The organism is Bacillus sp. FJAT-27986, from assembly GCF_001685035.1.
Lineage (GTDB): Bacteria > Bacillota > Bacilli > Bacillales > Pradoshiaceae > Pradoshia.
This window is the reverse complement of record NZ_MAYV01000014.1, coordinates 1-20,582: the sequence shown is the minus strand read 5'-3', so window position 1 is coordinate 20,582 and position 20,582 is coordinate 1. Positions and strand designations below refer to the sequence as shown.

The following is a 20,582-nucleotide window of genomic DNA, read 5'->3' as shown; positions in this document are numbered from 1 at the left end:
CTTAAGCTATTTTATTTGTATCTCATAAATTCAATTCAGGTGAAATTAATTAAAAAACAGACTTATAATTTTTTGCTTCTTATTATGTTGGGTATGTAATAGTATTACTTTTTACCAATAATTAAAAAGAACTGTTTCCTCTCAAAAGAAGGATATAAAAAAACTAGAACCTTTATAAAGTCATTACATATATTAATCTTTTTGTAGTATAATGGTAAGTGAGAGCCTTCGAGCTATATAAAATAAACGCAATTTCTGAAAACGATTTGTTTGCTGTATACTCTATTTAATTAGTAGTTAAGTTTAGCGCTTTGGTTATTCTGTTTATAATTGATTGAAATGATATTCTTATGGAGGCAATTTTCCTTATGAATGATATGAGTATAAATTTTCCAGATGAGGTTATAGATAGATTCAATATTGAAGGGTTGATTACCTCACCTTATAAACAAACAATGGGTTGGGTCTTCTTGTCAGAAAATAAAGGTGATAATATTATATTAAGGATATTTCTAATTGATAGAGTATGTGAAAGCATATCATTTGAATTAAATAGAGAATTATCTGCTTTTATATTTCCTACACGTATTGAAATGAAAAAATTTTATGAGCACTTATTGAATATGTCCGCATTAGAGTATATGGTTTTATTGAATGATGATAATTCCGTTAATTTCCACTAACTAGTTTTAGATTTGTATAGTACCCTCTCAATATGAGAGGGTCTTTTTATTATAAATGTTTAACACATATTTGGCATATTATAAAGATTTTGCAACTAAAGAAAAAATATCAAAACTTAAACTTTTTTAACTGCATGAAATTACCTGTAGAAGATGGTGTACAATAATCCGTTTCCTCTGTTTTGTTTGATAATAATGTAGCATTAGAGGTTCTTTTAAATGGTGAACTTAATATGGATTGAAATCTCATTAGATGTAAAATTTGTCCGTATATACTCCGTTATAAAAAAGTGGAGAGAAAATCCATCTAAATTTCTTCTCTCCGCCTCAATCTTTATCTTACCATCTGATATTTAGTCCTTTCATAAACCATAAGGAAAATAGCATACAATGTTGTACATTGTCATTTTCTATTCGTTAACGATTTTTTCAATATAACTATTGTTTAACCAATAACACTGCTTTGTTAGTTTCTCTCCAGTAGGAAGAGTAATCTTGTCATTCCCATCTCTACCCTTAGGGCGTACATGTGCTACGCCGTTAAAATCACTTTTAGGTAGATTGTTGAATTCTGCTAGCTTGGTTCCTCTTTTTTTGTATTCTATTTGTATTCCTTCTTTAATGACCCGATTCACTTCTTCCCAAAGCTGCTTAATTTCTGTTTCGATAGTGGTGTGTGGCATATTCCATAGTTTGATGCCTTTAAAAATTAGCTCTCTATTAGGGTTTTCTTTTTCGGTTTCCTTATATTCAAACACGGTAAATAGAAACTTAGTTTCTGTGAATTTTTGTCGAATATAGCTTTCTTCCCATGTCTCTGTTGTCCATTGATGAAAATTAATATTTTCAAATGACATGCTTTCTCTTGGTTTACCTGAAGGCTCAAGCCGTACAGTCTTAAATTGGATATTTGCTTTCGCAAACTCCTCAATAGAATCTAGTTTTGTACCCTTTACTCCTAAAATAGCGCTAATGAGCGTAGCATTAAACTGTTTTGCTTTTGAGTTATAAGGGATCTTTAAACTTTTTGATATTTCGTTTATTTTCATTCCATAATAAGGAGAGAATCTATCTTCCAAAAGTTCTTCTAATGTCTTAGTTTTTAATTCATTTGTATCCGTAAATCTGACTAAATCTACATTTAAAATATGCTTTCTTAGGAGTGCAGTCATATAGGATCCTTTTAAGGAAAAGGCTCTTTGCATGGCTGGTATATCAGAAAAGGGCTGCTGGCGTAATGAAGATTTATTAGCTCCTTTGGTACAAGCACCGAGATAGTTCGTATCTCCCTCAGAAAGTTCATGGGCTTTTCCGTCTCTTATCTTATTAACAATGGTTTGCCAATCTTGTTTGATAATTTGTAAATCTGCTTCAGAAAAATCATGTAATATATTTTTATAAATTCGTAAATCTTTTTGAGGAATGTTAGGTAACCATTCATACACCATAAGTAAGATGGTTTGGTTCTTTTTCCAAAAGCTCGATGTTTCGAATATTGTTTTTACTTCTTCCATGTAATTAATGATATTTAAAACAAGACGTTCTTTAGCTGATATGCTTCCGTTTTTATTCCGTTTAAAAGCAGTTACCTTTAATTCAACACCAGCCTCTTCAAAGTCTGCCCGTGCATCGGAATTTACTTTATATTCAAAGAGACTTTCTTCGATTACTTGACCTAGGCTACCTTTTGTTTCTTTTTTAATACGACCTGTTTTATCAATCTCTCCAAATGTTTTGCCAATTGCTTCTTCAGCTTTTTCGTATACTTCTTCTGGTGTATAATAAATCATTGTCATTCCCCCCTTGAAAGAAAGTGGATTTAAGTTGTCTATATTTGTCTCATACTTATATTGTAAATTATTTTATGTGAAATTTGTCGTGCTAAGTGGTTGATCTTTTTGTGTTTTTTTATTATAATATGATGTAAGTATTAAAAATACCGAAAGGATGTTCGGTTATGATGAAAGCAATTGAGTTGTTCGCTGGAGTTGGAGGCTTTCGTCTTGGACTTGAAGCAACAAAAGGTTTTGAAGTAATATGGGGAAATCAATGGGAGCCATCAAAGAAAACACAAGATGCGTTTAATTGTTATTCCCGACAATTTTTTGATAAAGGCATTCATTCGAATGAAGATATAGGAAGTGTAGATGAAAAGCAATTCTCGAATCAAGGTATAGATTTAATTGTAGGCGGTTTTCCTTGCCAAGACTACTCTGTGGCGCGATCACTTTCGGGAGAAAAAGGTATCCAAGGAAAGAAAGGTGTCTTATTTTGGGAAATCATGAGATTGGTTCGTGAAATAAGACCAAAATATGTCTTGCTCGAAAATGTTGATCGTCTGCTAAAATCCCCATCTAAACAAAGAGGTAGAGATTTTTCCATTATGTTAGCTAGTTTCCGAGACGAGAATTATTCCGTTGAATGGAGAATCATAAACGCAGCTGAATATGGACAAGCCCAAAGAAGACGTAGAATCTTTATCTTTGCGATAAGAAATGATACACCTTATATGAAAAATAGGGAAAACATTGATGGGAAAAAGATGCTACATGAAAAGGGCTTTTTCGCTAATGCTTTCCCTGTCCTTGAGGAGTCATCTCAAAAACATTTACCTCATACCATTATCCTTAAAGAAGATATTGTTGAAGTATCAGATAACTTCTCAACAAATTATCGTAACGCTGGTATTATGAGAAAAGGAGTCATCTATACAGAGGAATTGATACCAGATAGCGAGAAACCAGTAACATTAGGTGAAATTCTAGAATCGGATGTAGATGAGAAATACTATCTTCATGAAGCGGCATTAGAGAAGTTTAAATACCTGAAGGGTCCGAAGCGGATTGAACGAACCTCTGCCAGTGGGCATAAATATACTTTTTCAGAAGGTGGTATGGCTTTTCCTGATCCATTGGACAAGCCAGGTAGAACGATGTTGACAAGTGAAGGAACTGTTAATAGAAGTACACATGTAGTGGAGGATCCAGAGACAAACCGAATAAGAATTTTAACTCCAGTAGAATGTGAACGATTAAACGGATTCCCTGATAATTGGACTGTAGGCATGTCAGAACGTATGAGATATTTCTGTATGGGAAATGCCCTAGTAGTAGGTTTGGTTGAAAGAATGGCTAATAGAATATTAGATATTGAAGAGGAAGACCAAGCGGCAATTAAAGAAAATCCTCATCAATTGGAACTGTTTTAAGAAAGGTTGTCCTGAAAGTTATTAAATGACTTTTTGGACAACTTTTTTATTTTTCTTACTGTTCCTTAGATAGAGGATATTTAGTTACCTCCTTACTAGTGTTGTTTAGGAAAATAAAGGGTATAGAATAAGAAATCCAAAATGCGATGTGATTTTTTATGTATACTCAAATATCAGATGAAAAAAGAAAAAAGATAATGGGCTCTATACATGGAAAAGGAACTAAACTTGAAAATCGTGTATCAGAAGAGCTATGGAGACGTGGGTTTCGCTTCCGTAAAAACGTTAGAAGCTTGTATGGTACGCCCGATATTGCAATTAAGAAGTATAAAGTTGTTATCTTTATTGACTCGTGTTTTTGGCATGCTTGTGAAATTCATGGGACATTGCCAAATAAGAACCAGCCCTTTTGGATCAATAAATTTAATCGAAATAAAGAGCATGATATAGAAGTGACTGATTATTATAAGAGAAAGAGATGGAATATTTATAGGGTATGGGAGCATGATTTAAAGAGAGATTTTTATGGTACGGTTGATAAAATCGAGGATTTTATTTTAGAGGCTAAATCCATGGAATTAAAAGGTTTGGGTAATCTAAGAGGAATCAGGGGTTAAGACTTTTAACCTGGAGAAAGTTAGAGCCTATACGTGAATCATGATAATACGATTTGAAATGTCTTATTGGATAAGGAAATTTTTCTAGAAGATATGTTAGTTGAAAGTATGATTCGGATAATATAGAAAATTGTGTAATTAATATTGGTGAGTAAAATGGGGCTTCTTTATAAAATCCATAACAAAAAAGAATATTTTATTTAAGCAGGCTAATTGATAGGCTGCTATTTTTTATTGTAAAAACAAAAACAAAAACCATAGCCTTTACCTATCGTTCCAGAAAGCTTTTGATGTTGCATAAAACTATTTCGACACTACTGTGAATATGCGGATAAGCGGAAAATGTTTTGCGAAATGTAAGGTTATCATTGTATAAATAATGCGATTAATATTTTTGTGGTATAATGTTTTTAGTGATATTGTCTAATTATTTTAATAAGTGTGCCATTTCAAAACAAAGGATTGAAGCAGACACATGGAACTTAATAGATTTGCAAATATACTCGAAAAAAGCTGGGCTAAATATTATGGGCTATCTATAGAAGAGATAGCAGATAAACTTGGGTTGAATTTTGATTTGTTAGGGGGGAAAGCGTCTACTGTAACTGTGATAAATCAGCTTATTAAAATGAGCGACATTGAAGATTGCAAACAGGTGAATGGTAGAAATATAGCATATAAGACTGTTAGGCTAAAAGCGAATGGAATGCCAAAGGAATCGATGTCATTTGAACAAATAAATTTTTTGCATGTAGATTCGGAGGAATGGAACAATAGTTTTCTGAAAAGAAAATTTGAGAATACGATATTTTGTTTTATTGTCTTTCAAATAAATGCTAATTCCTTGTACTTTAAAGGATTTAAGCTGTGGAAGATGCCTAGAGATATATTAGAAAATGATGTTTTTGCTTTTTGGGTTCAATTAAAAAAGGTTTTGAATGAAGGGGTAAAGATTCAGGGAGTAAAACGTGGTTCTACAACTGTAAATATAAATAATTTACCTAAATCAAAAGAGAATAAAGTTATGCATGTACGTCCTAAAGCAAGTGATAGTAACGATAAGATTCTTTTACCGGATGGACAAATGATTACTAAACAATCATATTGGTTTAATACATCCTATGTTGCTGATATTCTGAAAAATATGAGTGCTATTCCTGCTGATGTGATAAAAAAAAGTGCAGATAAAGGAGAAATAGATCTAAATATCCAATGGAGTGATCTATTAACCAAAGACATATACACAATTGATGAAATTATAGCAATTGGTAAAAGACATAATCCTTGTTTTGATGAGAAACATATAAAAAAGAGGCATTTTAATGAGCATGGATACTCCATTCAGAATATATTTATCCTGAAAAGTAACATTCCAAAAGTCGAGACGTATTTGGAAAATAAAATCTTGGAACATAATTATTTCGATATCTCTACTGATCAAATATATCAAACACCACTAGCGAAGAGGAAAATCGAAAATTTACTAAACTCTTATAAATTACTGCAAGTAGAAGAGTCATTATTTCTAACTGAAAAAGGGATGGAAAAAGCTAATGTATTGAAGTCAGATATTATTAATTATAAGACTGCAGTTGAAAACTTTGTCTTGAAGGATGAGTTATTTACTTTATCCTCACTTAGAAACAAGGGGTTTTATCATGAAGTAGATGGTTTTGGTTTTGACGATATTTTCTATCATAGTATTCTCCGACGGCCTGGGAGACTTAGCTCACATAAATTTGCAGGCGTCTTTTTTTACTCTAAAACGATGAAAAAACTGTCAGCTTCTATAATTTTAAATGAACTAATGAAACAAAGAGGGTCATTGTCTTTATTAGAAATAGCCGAGGAATTTGATGATCAATTTAAATGCAACATATCATTGGAGCAATTAGAGAATGCAATACTTAATACAAAAACAAATCTTTACTATTCTTTTGAGCTACATCGTATATTTGCAGAGAAGAAATTGTTTTTAGATTATTTATATAAATTAAGTTATTAAAAAGTTAATGTGAGGGATTTTGGATGGAAAATATAACGAATTGTAAAGGTGTAAAGAAAACGGATGGAAAAAGAAAGCTAACGATTAAAGGTGAGACTAAAAATCATTCGGTTTATCGAATTCCTATAAACTTATTATATTACAATGATAAAAATGGACGGATAGCTACATATATATCTAAATATATTGCCGATGGAAATATACTGAATAGGGATACTGAGAATCAGTTAGAACAATACAATAATGTGTTGCATAACTTTATCCGTGAATCTAATTCTAAGGCAATTGATAATACAAAGGAAAATATCAGAAGATTTGGTCAGCGTCTTCCTGGAGTTGTGCTTCAAGATGGTAGAATAATTGATGGTAATAGACGTTATACATGCCTAAGAGAATTGAAAGCTGAGGGCGAGGATGTCTTTTTTGAGGCGGTTATTCTAGATACTGATAACGGTATTGACGAGAGAGATATAAAACTTCTGGAGCTTAATTTACAGCATGGGGAAGAGAGACCAATAGATTATAATCCTATTGATTATTTGGTAGATGTATATAGGGATATTGTTCAAAATAGGATGTTTACTATTAAGGAGTATGCTATTTCTACAAATAAAAAGCCAAAAGAGATTGAAATGGCAGTTAAGAAAGCTGTGTTAATGGTACAATTTCTAGATTTTATGAATGCTAAAGAACAATATTTTATTGCTAGAGACATGAATTTAGACGGTCCATTGCAAGAAATAGTATCTATTTTAAACAAGGATTTCAAAAAAATGGATTTTGTTGAATTGAATAATCCTAACTATGACGATATAGGTATTCAATCAGAATATTTCCGCATCCGTAACGCTTTATTTACAGCAATCTTTACGAATCGGAATGAAAAAATTGATTTAACTCGTTATATACGTGAAATGGGCAAATCGGTTATACATAGTCAAAACCGAGAAGAATTCTTTGAAGAATACGAGGATATTGTTGAAGAAGTATATGAGAAGTTCCGAGAAGAAGAAACTATTACTACCCAATCTGTAAAAGAAATAGGGAGAAAGCTAGAACCAGCACGTAAGAAAGGTACTGAAATTATCCATAACAAGGTAGTAGATACTTTAGTTAAGGAAGCTCGCAAAAAACCAATTGAGTTATTAAATCAGGCCTTAATGGATTTAAAACGCATTGACAGGGATCAAGTGAAATGTCTGAAGGGAGAAGATAAAAAGGATTTCGATATAGCGATTGGAAGTATTAGAGATATCATTAAAAAATTTGGTGTAGATGAGTGAGTTATAGGGAATTAACTTTACAGCCATCTTACTATACAACTACTTCAGATATTGCAAAGGAATTTTATAACCCTGTATTATCCAACACAGTTTCTTATGACAGAGTCAGTGGATATTTCAGTTCTCAAGCCCTTGCATCATATGCCAAGGGCTTAGAAGGCTTAATAAATAATAATGGTCATATGCGCTTGATTATTTCAATTGATATTAGTGAGTCGGACTTTAACCTTATCAAGGAAGGTTATGTTTTGAGAAGGGAATTAAAAGAATCCCTAATTAATCAAATTGATTTGCCTCTATCTAAAATTGAGCAAGTTAACTTTTTTAATTTGGCTAACTTAATCGCGAATGGGTATGTTGATATCAAAATCGGTTTCACTAAAACTGGAATATTTCATTCTAAATTTGGTTTGTGTCAGGACTTTGAGGGAGAAATTATCTATTTTACCGGTTCAAATAATGAAACACAGGCTGCAATAAGTCATAACTTTGAATCATTCGATATCACAACTACTTGGCTTGCCTCTCCATTCGATCAACAAAAAATTTTGAAGGCTAGAGATGAGTTTGAGAGGTTATGGAATGCTCACCATAGCGATCATATCATCTATGTTAAAGAAATTGACGAATTAATCAAAAATGAAATTATAAAGTATGACAAGGGGAGAGTTATTCTGGATACGGAAACACTAACTACCGACGCTCTAATTCTAACCATACAGGACGAAAAATTAGTAATTATTGATAATCTTGAATCGTATGTAATTAAACCAACAGATTTTTTTATAACCCAAAGAATGGCTCCATATTTTTATCCTGGATATCCAGACTTCTCGGATGATTTGACCTATGTAGAAATGAAAAAAGTGATAGATATTTTTAATAAATATTCACAACGGAAAAAATTTAAATTCATCGTAAGTAGTAGATTAGAAAAGTATTTGGAAGAAAAAGCTTATTTTATAGAAGAACGTTCAAAATATGGAATTCTATTAAAAGGTCAAGATGAAAAGGTATTGGAGCGTTTTAAAAAGTTTAAAGAAATTGTTACTAAAGAATTATCACGAACGTTGAGAGATAAACAAATGTGGAGTGCATTTTATATGCAACAGATGAAAAATGCTTCTAACTTTTCTGTTCCAGGGGCTGGTAAGACCTCTATGATATATGGTGTATTTGCTTATCTGAATTCGCCTGAAATCAATAAAGTGGACAAGATTGTTATGATAGGTCCGAAGAATTCATTTTTATCTTGGAAACTTGAATTTGAAGAGAATTTTGGAGATAAAAAGAGGTTAAAAGTATTAGATATCCACGAAACGCAACATAATCATTTTCACATTCGAATGGATAGCGGAGAAAAAAACCTAATTCTTATTAATTATGAGTCACTACAAAAGTACGAATCAGTGTTGTCGGATATCATTGATCAAAGGACAATGCTTGTATTTGATGAGGGACATAAAATAAAGGGTATTCAAAGTAAGCGGGCTCAATCCGCTAAGCGTGTATCGGTAAATGCCGGATATAAGTATGTTCTTACAGGAACCCCTATTCCAAATAATTATCAAGATATTTATAATTTCTTAAATATATTGTATTCAGATGAATATAATATGTTCTTTAATTTTAAACCGAATGATTTATTAAATCCCAATCCATCAAAGGTAGAAGAGATTAATGATAAAATGTATCCGTTTTTCTGGAGGACAACAAAGCAAGAGTTAGATGTTCCTCCTGCTAATGAAGATGAAATTATACAAGTTAATGCTAATTCTGAAGAACAAGCAATCATTGATTTACTGTACCTAAAATATGGGGATAATCCTTTTAATCTCTATATCAGGCTTATGCAAGCTGCATCAAATCCGGAATTGTTATTAAAATCAATAGATGCTATAGAAATGTATGGCGAAGAGGAATCACAAAAATGGTTACCATTTGTGAATGACAAAACTATCGTTTTTACGGAAGAGGAAGTAAGTATAATTAAGCAGGTTTCCGTTACAACAAAATATAAGGCTGCCATAGATTTAGCTAGGCAGTTATATAAAGAGGGAAAACAAAGTATTATTTGGTGTATGTTTGTAAACACAATTGATAAGGCATACACAGATTTAAGATTAAAAGGAATGAATCCAGCAGTCATTTACGGTAGCACACCTCAAGAAGAACGAGATTCAATTATAGCTAATTTCAAGGCAGGTAAGATAGATGTTTTGATCACTAATCCTCACACATTAGCAGAATCTGTTTCATTGCACAAGACATGCCATGATGCTATTTATCTTGAGTATTCATTCAACTTAACACATATGCTGCAATCTAGAGATAGAATTCACCGTCTAGGTCTTCCAGAGGGTCAATACACACAATATTATTATTTTATGTTGAATGGCCAGGAAGATAGATGGAATACTATCGATGAAAAAATATATATTCGATTGAAAGAAAAGGAAGAAAGAATGATGAAAGCAATTGAAAAGGGTATTCTAGAGCCGGATCCTACAGAAGATTATCAGGAAATATTGGATTTATTTAAAATGTAGGACAGCAGCTATTTATGTAGTGGGAATCCTCTAGGAATTATGGCACAGAGGATTTTTTGTTTCTATTTTCCAAGGTGAGGTGACCCAATTAACTATTCTGTCATTATAGTATTTAAAGAATTAAATATATAAATGAAAGATAAATAAATTATCCAAGCCCTTTAGCAATTAGTTAAGGGGCTGTTTATTCTTTCATTATAAGTAATTTGATAAGCTATGAATTTTTCCTGTTTATTATTAGTTTAGTATATGTACACACCTATTAATATAGGTGAAAATGTGACGAAATAAGTTATGCTGGCTGGATTAGTATTTATAGATGGAGGAGATATGCCATGAATTTAAAACAAGCGAAAGAGTTAATTGGTAAATTAAATAAATATAGAGAAAATGAAGAAAAGCATTCAAATCAATACCGGCCATTATATTCTTATAAAGAATTGGTTATGCTTTATCCTGGAAAATATGGTGGGGATGATTATTTAATTAAGCATAATGGATGTAGTATTACACATATAGATATTGTTAAATATTTACATGGAATTGCAAATAAGGAAGGGAATAATCCTGATATATTATTAGATTTTATATTGGATGTATTCCAAAATGGGCTTTGTGCAAATGATAAGCTTCTTTTGAATTTAGATGGAGTTAAATTAAATGGTTTAGAATTAACAATGGAAAAATTAAAATACATAATTTTTTGGGTCCCTATTCAAGAAGAATATAATTACCCGAGGCCAAGGAATAATGGTATTAAATTTCCCTACAAAAGATACATAGAAGCTATAGTAGCTGCAGATAACCAAGATTTAATAACCATAGATGAAGTTATTGAGAGGTCTAGTAATAAAAAGGGGAGGGGAAAAAATGAATATCCTAAAGAACTGGAAGACTATGTACAATATAAAGATGAATTGCCGATCAAATATAAAAAAGCGCTAGATTCCTTAGAGATTATTGCCTGTGAAACTGTTGATGAATTATTAGCACATGACAATTTGAAGAAGAAATTCTATTTAAACTCTATATTAATGGATAGAATATTTCAAACAATGCATATTTTTGGGAGTAATTGGGAGGCGGAGGTGACCTTTCTCAAAAATACTGTTTCTCAACTTCATGTTAATTCAGTCGATGTTTTCAGACGAGACGATGATGGAGGAAGGAAAGGTATCATTCAGGCTATGTTTACTGCAAGAGCTAGTATTAATATGAATGAAACATACATGAGCTGCGAGACTATAAAAATCAATAAAATAATATCTGGGTCCATCTTTCTGGAATTTGACGTGCAAATAAGGAGTAGAATGGCAAATATTATTAATGAAAGGACTGTGTTTTTAAAATTATTCAATGTTGGTATATCTGAAGTCGATGGTTGTTGTATTGAATGTGATAGACTAACAAATTTTAGCACAGCAGATGGTAAACGGGTTTGTGAAAGTTGTTTGATATATTTAGATAAGTGTACTAGTTACGGGGGTTACTTCTATAATCCGCTTCTGGATTAAAATTCTATAACCCTTTTATGGGTAGGAACAAAAGAGAATAAGACAGATATATTGAAGCTATAATTTCCGAGAATCATCCACAAGTTATTAGTTTGAACCAAGTTATTCAAAGGACAAATAATCACAGGAGTGAGGTACCAATTATTTTAAATAATTCCGTTTTACCATCAATGTATGTGAATGCATTAAGTTCTCTTTAATATAATCTAATATTTACCATATTATTGGTAAATATTTTTTGCCGCTTTTGATGGTATTGATAGTCTGTGTATATTTATATTGATAGAATGAAGATAAAGAACGTTCAAGTTTAAAAGGGGGATTCATAAATGGCAGATACAAGGAAATTGGAATTATACGGGGAATATAATAGAGAAGAAGTACATGATATATTTGATCCGTTAAGTCCTTATACGCCTGGGGCTGGTACATGGGGAATTCATGGTATCGTCAAAATCCCAAATAGAGAAAAGGATTATGTGTTTTTTGTGACTTTTGGTCAATCCGTAGCGGGACATGATTTCGAGGAAGAAATTACGGAAGAAGGGGTACTTACGTGGCAGTCACAGCCTAGGCACAAGTTCAGTGATATAGTAATTCAGAACTTAATTAATCATAATCATTTAAAAAATAATATTTATCTTTTTTTAAGAACCAAGAAAATAAATCAAAATAGCAAAAAGTCGGAGCCGTTTAGATATTTGGGGAAATTAGCATATATCAGTCATGATATAGAAAGGGAAGCACCGGTATATTTTAAATGGCAGCTTCTTGATTGGAGTAATCCATCAAAAGATGTTTTGCAAAATATGGGTTTAAAGCCTTCTTTGACTGTCGTTGATACAGTTATAAGTGAAGATAAGTTAGTTGAAGCTATGGTACCCAAAAAAAGGGGGGAGCGGATAGGAATTAAAACAAATCAATTTAAAGCTCGACATGTAGATTTTGCGGAAAATACTGCGAGAAATAAAAACATCGGGTTGAAAGGTGAATTGGCTGTATTAGAATATGAAAAATCATATTTAATCTCACAAGGTCGTAATGATTTGGCTACTAAGGTCATTCATACTTCAATTGTTGAAGGTGATGGAGCTGGATATGATATACAGAGTTTTATGCCAGATGGTAGTATGAAGTTTATTGAAGTAAAAACAACCGTAGGAGGAGAGTATACACCCTTCAATTTAACAATAAATGAGCTGGCTTTTTCAGAACAACATCCTGAATCATATGTATTGGTTAGAATATATGATTACGATTTAAAACATAATAGTGGAAAATTCTATGTTTTAGAAGGAGATATTAAGCAAAAAGTTGAGCTTCAGCCTATTCAATTTAAAGTGAAAGTCTAAAATATTAAAGAATAAAAATATATAACTTGCAGAATATAGACGGCATAAATAAAGACATCTTGTTTCTGGGGAGTAGAAGAAAGAGAAGTCTCTTTGGCTTCTCTTCTTTTTATACGATAGAATTAATATATGAACTTTCGTATGCTCTGTTGCAACCTCATCTTCGGTTTGAATGTGGCTATTATTTATTTTTCTAATAATATATTGATTGCCCTCATATTCTATAGCGAAAGTTATCGAGATCAATAAAATCATAAATGGTTTTGTACGTTTCTAAATCCATCATTTCTACATATAAGAAATCTTCAATAAAATCCATTCAAACTGCTTCCTTTCTAAGAGTGCAGATGAAAATAATTCCAAATTTATATGATTATTATATTTTTAAATCATATAATCGACAATAAAGTGGTCAAACCCATGTTAAGGAACTCATTTTTACTGATAGCTCAACTCTAGAAATATTATGTCGATCATAATCGATATTGTGAAAATCACTGCTTGCTGGACGGATCTTTACTCAAATAAGCACAAAAGTTAAATACAAACTAATTAGATTGGGAACAATCCATTTCAATGTAGATAATCTGTTTGGATGAAGTAGGCAGGAGAGATGTTGATCCATCATACTGAAAGGACAAAAATCTGACCTATCAGTATGATCACAACTTGAGGCATAGTACTTTTCCGGAGATTGGCATGAAGGACTGATTATAATAAACGCTGTTAATCATCATGCATATTCATTCTGTAAGATATATTGCAGGGATGATTTGAATTCAACGATACTTTCAAGTTCATAGGTAGAGAGAACTTTTGCCAGTCTTGGTTGAATGCCGATTAGTTGGATCTTGCTTCCTGCCATAAATCGAAGCGTGCGAATGAGGTCGATTAATTTATTGATACCATCATCTTGTACTTCACCAACAGCTGTTAAATCTATCAGGATATTTTGATACTCTCCATTAAAGACTGAGTGGAGGACATGCTCGGATATCAAGTTGATTTTTTCAGATGTTATGTCCCCGAATAAAGGGATATAGCACATTTTTTTGGACAGAGGGATAAAGGGTCCGGAAAGTTTGTTTAAGCGCATAAGCACGTCTTCCAGTTTTTCCTTTTGCTCGAGCAATTCAAAATCTGTGTGTGCCAGTCTTTCCTGCAATTCTATAATTTTATCAAGATATAATTGATTGCTCTTTTCCTTGGATACAAAAAGAATATGCATTCTTCCGTTTGAGTCATCTGACAGATATACATCAAATAAGACCAACGAGGACTCTTTCGTATGAACATTCACTTCTATTTGTTGCGTACTTTCATTCGATAAACTTGCTTTGACAAGCTTATTCATACTTTCATCATAGATAATTCCTGAAATATCTAAGGTGTCCAAATTAAATAGATTAGATGACAGGGAATTATATTGCAGAATTTTTCCGTTATAGTCTACTACTATATAGGGAAGTGGTAGTGGTGTGTCAATACATTGCATTTTTTGTCTCTCCTATAGAATAATCTTTTAGCCACGTCTCTATATCCGATAAATCCGTTACGATGATGGGATCTCCGCTCGAGTACGTTTTTAAATCATATTTATTGCCCAATCTGCTGCCAATTAGGATTTTTGGGGGCACAGGTAATGCCTTGAAACTGTCTGTATATGATTTCAACTTTGGTAAATGGGTTACAATGGTCACGGAAAGTCCGATGACATCAGGTTCCCATTCGGTGGCAGTATGTAGCGCATATTCAAGGGGAAGATTTGGTCCGAAATATTTGGTTTCCCAGCCATATTCCTCGAATAATTGAGCAGCCATTTTTAGACCAATATAATGTTGCTCTCCCTCTAAACAAAGGAACATTGCTTTTTTCATTTTAGTAGGTGTTGCGTCGAGATTGTGCTCAAACGCCAATCTGGATAAAACAAAATCACAGGTGGCTGTCGCTATATGTTCATCGGCTACTGTAATCTCATTGTTTTCCCATAATTCTCCAATTCGCCGCATGGCAGGTGTTAGGAGTTGATCATAGATATCTAAAGTTGAAAGATGTTTAAGAGATTTAATATAATCCCAGGCTTTATTGTAATTGCCAGAAAGTAAGATGCTGGTGAAATCGATAATCGATTGCATATAGTTATGCCTCCTCTTTGGCTTTTTCGCACTCAAGAATGTCAATGGCATCTGTTAAAAATGATAGGTACATTTTCTTCTTTATATCTGGCATGTCAGAAAAATGCTCCAACTCTTCTTTTATGATCACGAAATTACCCAACAGTGTTTGTGTCTTCATTCCGTATTTTTGCAGGATTCCATTTAACCAGAGTGTATAATCCGTAAATACTTTTGCATTATCTAATTCAAAGGCCGTTTGCAGATGATCAAGATGGTGTTTATTATCGGCCCGGCATTTGTCTTTTCCTTTTTCCCCGTAACGATCCTGTAAGGAGGGATCAAGTGTATAGATTCGTTCTGTCACTTGCTCAATGAATAGAGTTGTATTCATTACTTGCAGACCACCTTATATTTTGTCACTGAAGGTATCAGCTGTGCTATTTCTTGATCAGGATACTTTTTTTCTAATTCGTGAATCTCTTTGAATTGGCTGCTCCTTACCCAGTTAAGATAATCCTCTTTCTCTTCAAATAGTAATTGAACGGTCAATTCATCAGGATGTTTCTCATTCTGTAAGAGGAAAAAATCAATGAATCCGGGAGCTTGATCGACTTTCCGGGAACGGTTTCTATAAATATCTATAACTTCCTCGCTTTTTCTCCTGGTATCTTAAATGTAGAAAATACACTATAGATAATAGACACTCCTTTTAAATTTACAGATTTTTAATTTAGACACTACATTTTTTCTAAAATTATATAAAATTCAATTACTTTCATAAATGCAAAAAATTTAGAAAAAAGAGTCCGTATTATGATGAACTATTGATAGAATTTGTTAATTCGTTGATTTACCTTGTAAATTTGTTACAGGTGGTTTGGTTTGTTTTATATTCACCTTATCAAAAGTTGATCCTTCCTGTCCATTGACAGGGGGAGGGATGTAATGGGACAAAAAGAAAAAAAACGTAGTGTAGGCGGGATTCTTTGTGTGGGTGGGCACAGAATGGCATCATCCGGCCATTAAGCTAAAAGATGAAGACTTGCCGGTAGCGGCATACTATTCTCGAGTTTAGCTATAAGGGCATTAGAGCAACTGAATGAAGCTGAATGCTAGATGATGAATCGAGCATGACCCTGTGTCGTTACTAGCAGGGACGTGTTTTTTTTCAATAAAGACATGGCAATATTAAAAGAAACATATGCATCTTCAAAGCTAATTCAATCATCCATTTTTTATAAATATAATGTCTTCTATATCTTATGTTTGAATCCAATCTAGCATTTTATCCGAAAGTTTAAGTTCACTCCGACAAACTATTTTGTAAAATCAAATATTAATTAAGTTAATTCCATTTTTGTTTACTAGAATGATACCTGAATGAACGTAACACCACCTCTTCCTATCGATTTTTCAATTTAATTCATAAATAGTTTGGCACTTTTGTGTCCGTAATAGACGGTTTGTGTTTTTTTGTGGCATCATTATCCAATCTTTAATGGATATTTATTTGTTTTTATACTATTGTGTAAGTATGGAAGGAAAAATTTTCATGTAAATGCGATCTAACTCGCTTTTTGATCACAGATAATGTGATAGTGTGAGCAAGATTACAAAAAATAGAGTAAGAGTAAATAATTCATTGAGGGGTGTAAGTATGATTTATTCATGGGAAACTAGCACAACCGAAATAAAAGATTATGTCTATAAGGTTTTGGAGCAAATAAAAGAAAGTCTGCAAGATAATTTTAAAGGGTTCTATGTTCATGGTTCATTAGCTATGGATGGATTTAGTCCGCAGTCCAGTGACATCGATCTCATCGTAGTGACTGAAAATCCTCTAACCTTTGAGGCTAAAAAAGAGTTAGTTAATTATTTTCTATCCAATTCCGGAAAACCATTTCCGATTGAAGTCAGTTTTTTAAACGAAGACCAACTAAGGAATTGGCAGCATCCTTGTCCGTATGATTTCCATTACAGTGAGTATTGGAGAGAAAAGTATGAAGAGGAGGCAGACTACTATCTTAATAAGGCAGACTTAAAAGATCCAGATTTAGCTGCCCATATCACGATTCTTCATAGACGCGGGATTTGCCTTGAGGGTCCACCAATTGAAGAAGTCTTTCCGCTAGTTCCCCAAAGTGATTATCTATCATCCGTAATGGAAGATTATCGTAAGTGTCTTGCTAACTTAGAGAAAGATCCAACGTATTGTGTGTTAAATATGGTCAGAGTGTATTGGTATGTAAAAGCAGGAATCATTACTTCTAAGCAAGAAGCAGGTCAGTGGGCAATTAATACACTGCCAAAAATGGTAGCTGAAACGGTACAAAAGGTGATGGATGGCACGAGGCCGGAGGAAAAGGAACTGCAGGAATTTAGAGAGTACATTGATACTAAGTTGACACAGTAAGTTAATTAATGCTGTCTTATAATGTTTGTAGAGAACTGACTCATACTTGTTGTAAACTGCTAGAAATTTTCATAATGGTTAAGCTGGTTCTTATAATTGGGAGAGTTTTTAAGTACTGATGATGGATGATCATACAGGGTCAGCTCGATTCATAGAACAGTGTATTTAAAAAATCTATCAGCAGACAAAGTATAACTGTGTATTTTTAAATGAGGCTTTAAAGAAGTATAAAAAATATATAGCTCTTTTTGAAAAGCCTTTAATAAGGCTTTTTTTATTTGTCTGCATGTATAACGGAATCCGTAATGAATTAAAACTTGCAATCTATCTATAAGAGATTGATATGCCAAGTATATTTGTAAATAATTTGTAAAATTTTCATCAAGACTTAAAAAAACATAACCACCTAACTAGCTCTTCGACACTATGTTTTCCGCATGTTTCATTAGCTTAATCCTATATCTCTAATTTGTATATTAATATAACTATTGTCAATAATTACATTAGTTTAAATTGTTCAAAAATTGATAATATAGTAGTGTAATTAGTTTATTAGAATATTTATTATTTTTTTAATATTATTCTAGTAAATAATATAAATGAAGGGAGATGTTTTACGAAATTAATTAAATATAGCTTTAAAAGCTGCTCCAAAAACTTCATAAGGGTGTGTGAATCATGAGATCGACTCGGAGTAGGTACTACATGAAAAAACGCACGAGAAAAAGAGTATTCTCAATTTTGACGTTGCTTTTTCTTCTTGTGCAAACGATTTTAACTCCGGTAGCTCAGTATGTTAGTGCTGACAGTACAACAGTTGGATTAAGCTTTAACGATTCGTCTGTACTTGAAGGTGATATACTGACAGCCACGCTTACTGACAGCGGAGAAGATTCTGGTCCATTAACGTTTTCTGTACCATCTGGTTTGAGTATTAAGGAGATTACCGAAGGCCAAGGCAATATCGATATCAGTAATAAAGGTACTCAATCCTTAAATTTTAGTTGGAAGGAAGACAGCAATCAAGTTGTGAAAGTGCAGGTATCAGCTGATAAAGCAGATAACTACATTCCACAACTAACTTCTCAGAATGGAGGTGCTCAAGCTGCTGCGATTCAGGTCACAACCCTAGAACCCGAAGTGACAACTGAAGAAGCAACAGAAGAAACATCAGAAGGTACAACTGAGGAGGAAGTAGTAGCTTCTGAAGAAAGTACAGAAGATAGTGCGGAAGCATCTGAAGAGGAACAAACAGCTACTGAAGATAGCGATAAGGAATCCTCAGAAGAACAAGCTGCCCAACAAGCGGAAGACCAAAATAAAGAAGAACAAGAAGCAGAAAATGAAAAAACTGAAATAGCTAAGCAATCAGAAGATGGACAAACAGCTATTTCTTTAGAAGCTGAATCAAAAAGTGCAGCTACTATAGCTGAAAGTAAAGGGTCAACAACTTTTAACCATATTGATATAAGATCAGCTGGATCGGTAACGTATTCTCTTGATGACGGAACACCAATTACTATTAAGATTAAAGTAACTGAAGAAATGGCCAAGGCTGTTAAAATTTATGTTGGTAATACTGAAGCTGATGCCATGAAAAAAGAAACACCATTAAATGTTTCACCAGTAGATAACGAACATGGCTTTGAGTGGCGTTATGAGGGCACATTTAATAAAAGACAGTATTATAATATTGTATTTACATTTTATTTAGACGCTGATGCAGATGGGGTAGAAGAGGAATATATATTTGAAAAAGTGTATCAGTGGACTAATACGAGTGCTAATCTTTGTCCAGATAAATCAGGCTTAGATATTGAAATTTCTGCAGCTGCTTTAGGCAATATTGTTACTATGGGTAAAATTGACCTTAGCAAAATTGTTGATGGTGTTTCTGCCAGTGATTACAAATCCTTCGATTTTATTGTGGTGAACTCTGAAAGTAAAATAATAGGGAAATCAGTTAACCTTGATCTTTCTGATCAGAAAGAGGCAAGTGAGCTCATTACATCATTACCTGCTGGAAATTATACTGTCTATGAAGCTGATCCTAGCGGTAAATACGAAGGATATGATTTTATTGGAGTAACAGCGAGTGTTAATGATAAAGACACTACTGTTACAAAAGAAGTAGATGGCACCTATGCTGGTTATTATAAGGTTGCTGACATAACTGTAGCAAAAGGTAAAACTACTAAGGTTACATTTACAAACAAGTATAAACCTTTAGGTAGTTTGAAAATTACTAAAGTTGATTCTACTAATAAGAATGTTACTTTGTCAGGTGTTAAATTTGAATTAACAAAAGAAGAAGATAAATCCTTTTCTGTTACAATGGAAACTGATGAAAAAGGTACTATTACTTTTGATAAATTAGAATATGGTACCTACACGTTGACAGAGGTAGCTACCATAGATGGTTATGTGTTACCTGAAAATCCTGTAGTTCTAAACAACATAAAAATTGATCAACCTGGTCAACTTGTTGAAAAAACAATTGAAAACACAAAGGAAAATCCAAGTCTTTCAATTGAAAAAACTGTAAACGAAAAAAAGGAATGGACTGCGGAAGCAGGTGAGACCGTCACCTACAAAATAGTAGTAAGAAACACAGGAAACACCGACTTGAAAGATATTGTCGTGACCGATGTATTCGAAATGGAAGGTGACTTGACATTGACGTATGTCGATGGAGAGGAAACCAAAACGTATAAGTTGGGCGACAAGTTCGATCTCGCGTATGGGGACCACATCGAGTTCACGGCGAAGTACCAAATTCCAGCGAACTATAAGGCTGGAGTGTATGATAACACCGCGACAGCGGAAGTGGACGGATTGGAT

At 33.0% G+C, this 20,582-nt stretch carries 14 protein-coding genes and 1 pseudogene; 10 read left to right on the top strand and 5 right to left on the bottom strand.

The window, feature by feature from the left end; genetic code table 11:
• Nucleotides 1–368 precede the first annotated feature (368 nt).
• Nucleotides 369–683 (top strand): hypothetical protein, encoded by a 315-nt coding sequence (locus tag A8L44_RS08780; protein WP_066104400.1) that lies wholly within the window; start codon nucleotides 369–371, stop codon nucleotides 681–683.
• A 410-nt stretch (nucleotides 684–1,093) separates the two neighbouring features.
• Here the strand turns inward: A8L44_RS08780 and A8L44_RS08775 are convergent, their stop codons facing one another.
• Complete coding sequence (locus A8L44_RS08775; protein WP_066104397.1) at nucleotides 1,094–2,473, bottom strand: Sau3AI family type II restriction endonuclease; 1,380 nt, start codon at nucleotides 2,471–2,473, stop codon at nucleotides 1,094–1,096.
• A gap of 167 nt (nucleotides 2,474–2,640) precedes the next feature.
• Between A8L44_RS08775 and dcm the strand changes: the two genes are divergently transcribed.
• The 7 genes from dcm to A8L44_RS08740 all read left to right on the top strand — a co-directional run bounded on the left by dcm (nucleotide 2,641) and on the right by A8L44_RS08740 (nucleotide 13,211).
• Complete coding sequence (gene dcm / locus A8L44_RS08770; protein WP_066104394.1) at nucleotides 2,641–3,891, top strand: DNA (cytosine-5-)-methyltransferase; 1,251 nt, start codon at nucleotides 2,641–2,643, stop codon at nucleotides 3,889–3,891.
• A gap of 158 nt (nucleotides 3,892–4,049) precedes the next feature.
• Complete coding sequence (locus tag A8L44_RS08765) at nucleotides 4,050–4,508, top strand: very short patch repair endonuclease (RefSeq protein ID WP_066104389.1); 459 nt, start codon at nucleotides 4,050–4,052, stop codon at nucleotides 4,506–4,508.
• Nucleotides 4,509–4,983: 475 nt separating this feature from the next.
• Entirely contained in the window at nucleotides 4,984–6,513 is a 1,530-nt protein-coding gene (locus A8L44_RS08760) for a MutH/Sau3AI family endonuclease (RefSeq protein ID WP_066104386.1), read from the top strand.
• A gap of 23 nt (nucleotides 6,514–6,536) precedes the next feature.
• Nucleotides 6,537–7,796 (top strand): hypothetical protein, encoded by a 1,260-nt coding sequence (locus tag A8L44_RS08755; RefSeq protein ID WP_066104382.1) that lies wholly within the window; start codon nucleotides 6,537–6,539, stop codon nucleotides 7,794–7,796.
• A complete protein-coding gene (locus tag A8L44_RS08750) occupies nucleotides 7,793–10,345 on the top strand; it encodes an SNF2-related protein (RefSeq protein ID WP_066104380.1) in 2,553 nt (850 codons plus the stop codon). Before A8L44_RS08755 ends, A8L44_RS08750 begins: the two co-directional genes overlap by 4 nt.
• 335 nt (nucleotides 10,346–10,680) lie before the next feature.
• Nucleotides 10,681–11,859, top strand: a complete 1,179-nt coding sequence (locus A8L44_RS08745; RefSeq protein WP_066104376.1) for a hypothetical protein — start codon at nucleotides 10,681–10,683, stop codon at nucleotides 11,857–11,859.
• A 347-nt stretch (nucleotides 11,860–12,206) separates the two neighbouring features.
• A complete protein-coding gene (locus tag A8L44_RS08740; RefSeq protein ID WP_254654706.1) occupies nucleotides 12,207–13,211 on the top strand; it encodes a DUF3427 domain-containing protein in 1,005 nt (334 codons plus the stop codon).
• A gap of 733 nt (nucleotides 13,212–13,944) precedes the next feature.
• On the opposite strand, the gene A8L44_RS08735 is transcribed toward A8L44_RS08740, so the two are convergent.
• The 4 genes and pseudogenes from A8L44_RS08735 to A8L44_RS18500 form a co-directional block, all read right to left on the bottom strand.
• Nucleotides 13,945–14,706: an STAS domain-containing protein gene (locus A8L44_RS08735; RefSeq protein ID WP_066104371.1), complete on the bottom strand. Its 762-nt coding sequence runs from the start codon at nucleotides 14,704–14,706 to the stop codon at nucleotides 13,945–13,947.
• On the bottom strand, nucleotides 14,693–15,346 hold the full coding sequence (locus A8L44_RS08730; RefSeq protein WP_066104370.1) for a cobalamin B12-binding domain-containing protein: 654 nt from the start codon (nucleotides 15,344–15,346) through the stop codon (nucleotides 14,693–14,695). Before A8L44_RS08730 ends, A8L44_RS08735 begins: the two co-directional genes overlap by 14 nt.
• Nucleotides 15,347–15,350: 4 nt before the next feature.
• Nucleotides 15,351–15,719: a hypothetical protein gene (locus tag A8L44_RS08725; RefSeq protein ID WP_066104367.1), complete on the bottom strand. Its 369-nt coding sequence runs from the start codon at nucleotides 15,717–15,719 to the stop codon at nucleotides 15,351–15,353.
• Nucleotides 15,719–16,023, bottom strand: a pseudogene (locus A8L44_RS18500) (antibiotic biosynthesis monooxygenase family protein). The gene A8L44_RS08725 and the pseudogene A8L44_RS18500 overlap by 1 nt, the downstream one beginning before the upstream one ends.
• A gap of 962 nt (nucleotides 16,024–16,985) precedes the next feature.
• Here A8L44_RS18500 and A8L44_RS08720 point away from each other — a divergent pair.
• Complete coding sequence (locus A8L44_RS08720) at nucleotides 16,986–17,741, top strand: aminoglycoside adenylyltransferase domain-containing protein (RefSeq protein WP_066104364.1); 756 nt, start codon at nucleotides 16,986–16,988, stop codon at nucleotides 17,739–17,741.
• 705 nt (nucleotides 17,742–18,446) lie between these two features.
• On the top strand, nucleotides 18,447–20,582 hold a 2,136-nt coding region (locus tag A8L44_RS08715), incomplete at its 3' end, for a SpaA isopeptide-forming pilin-related protein (RefSeq protein ID WP_175354266.1).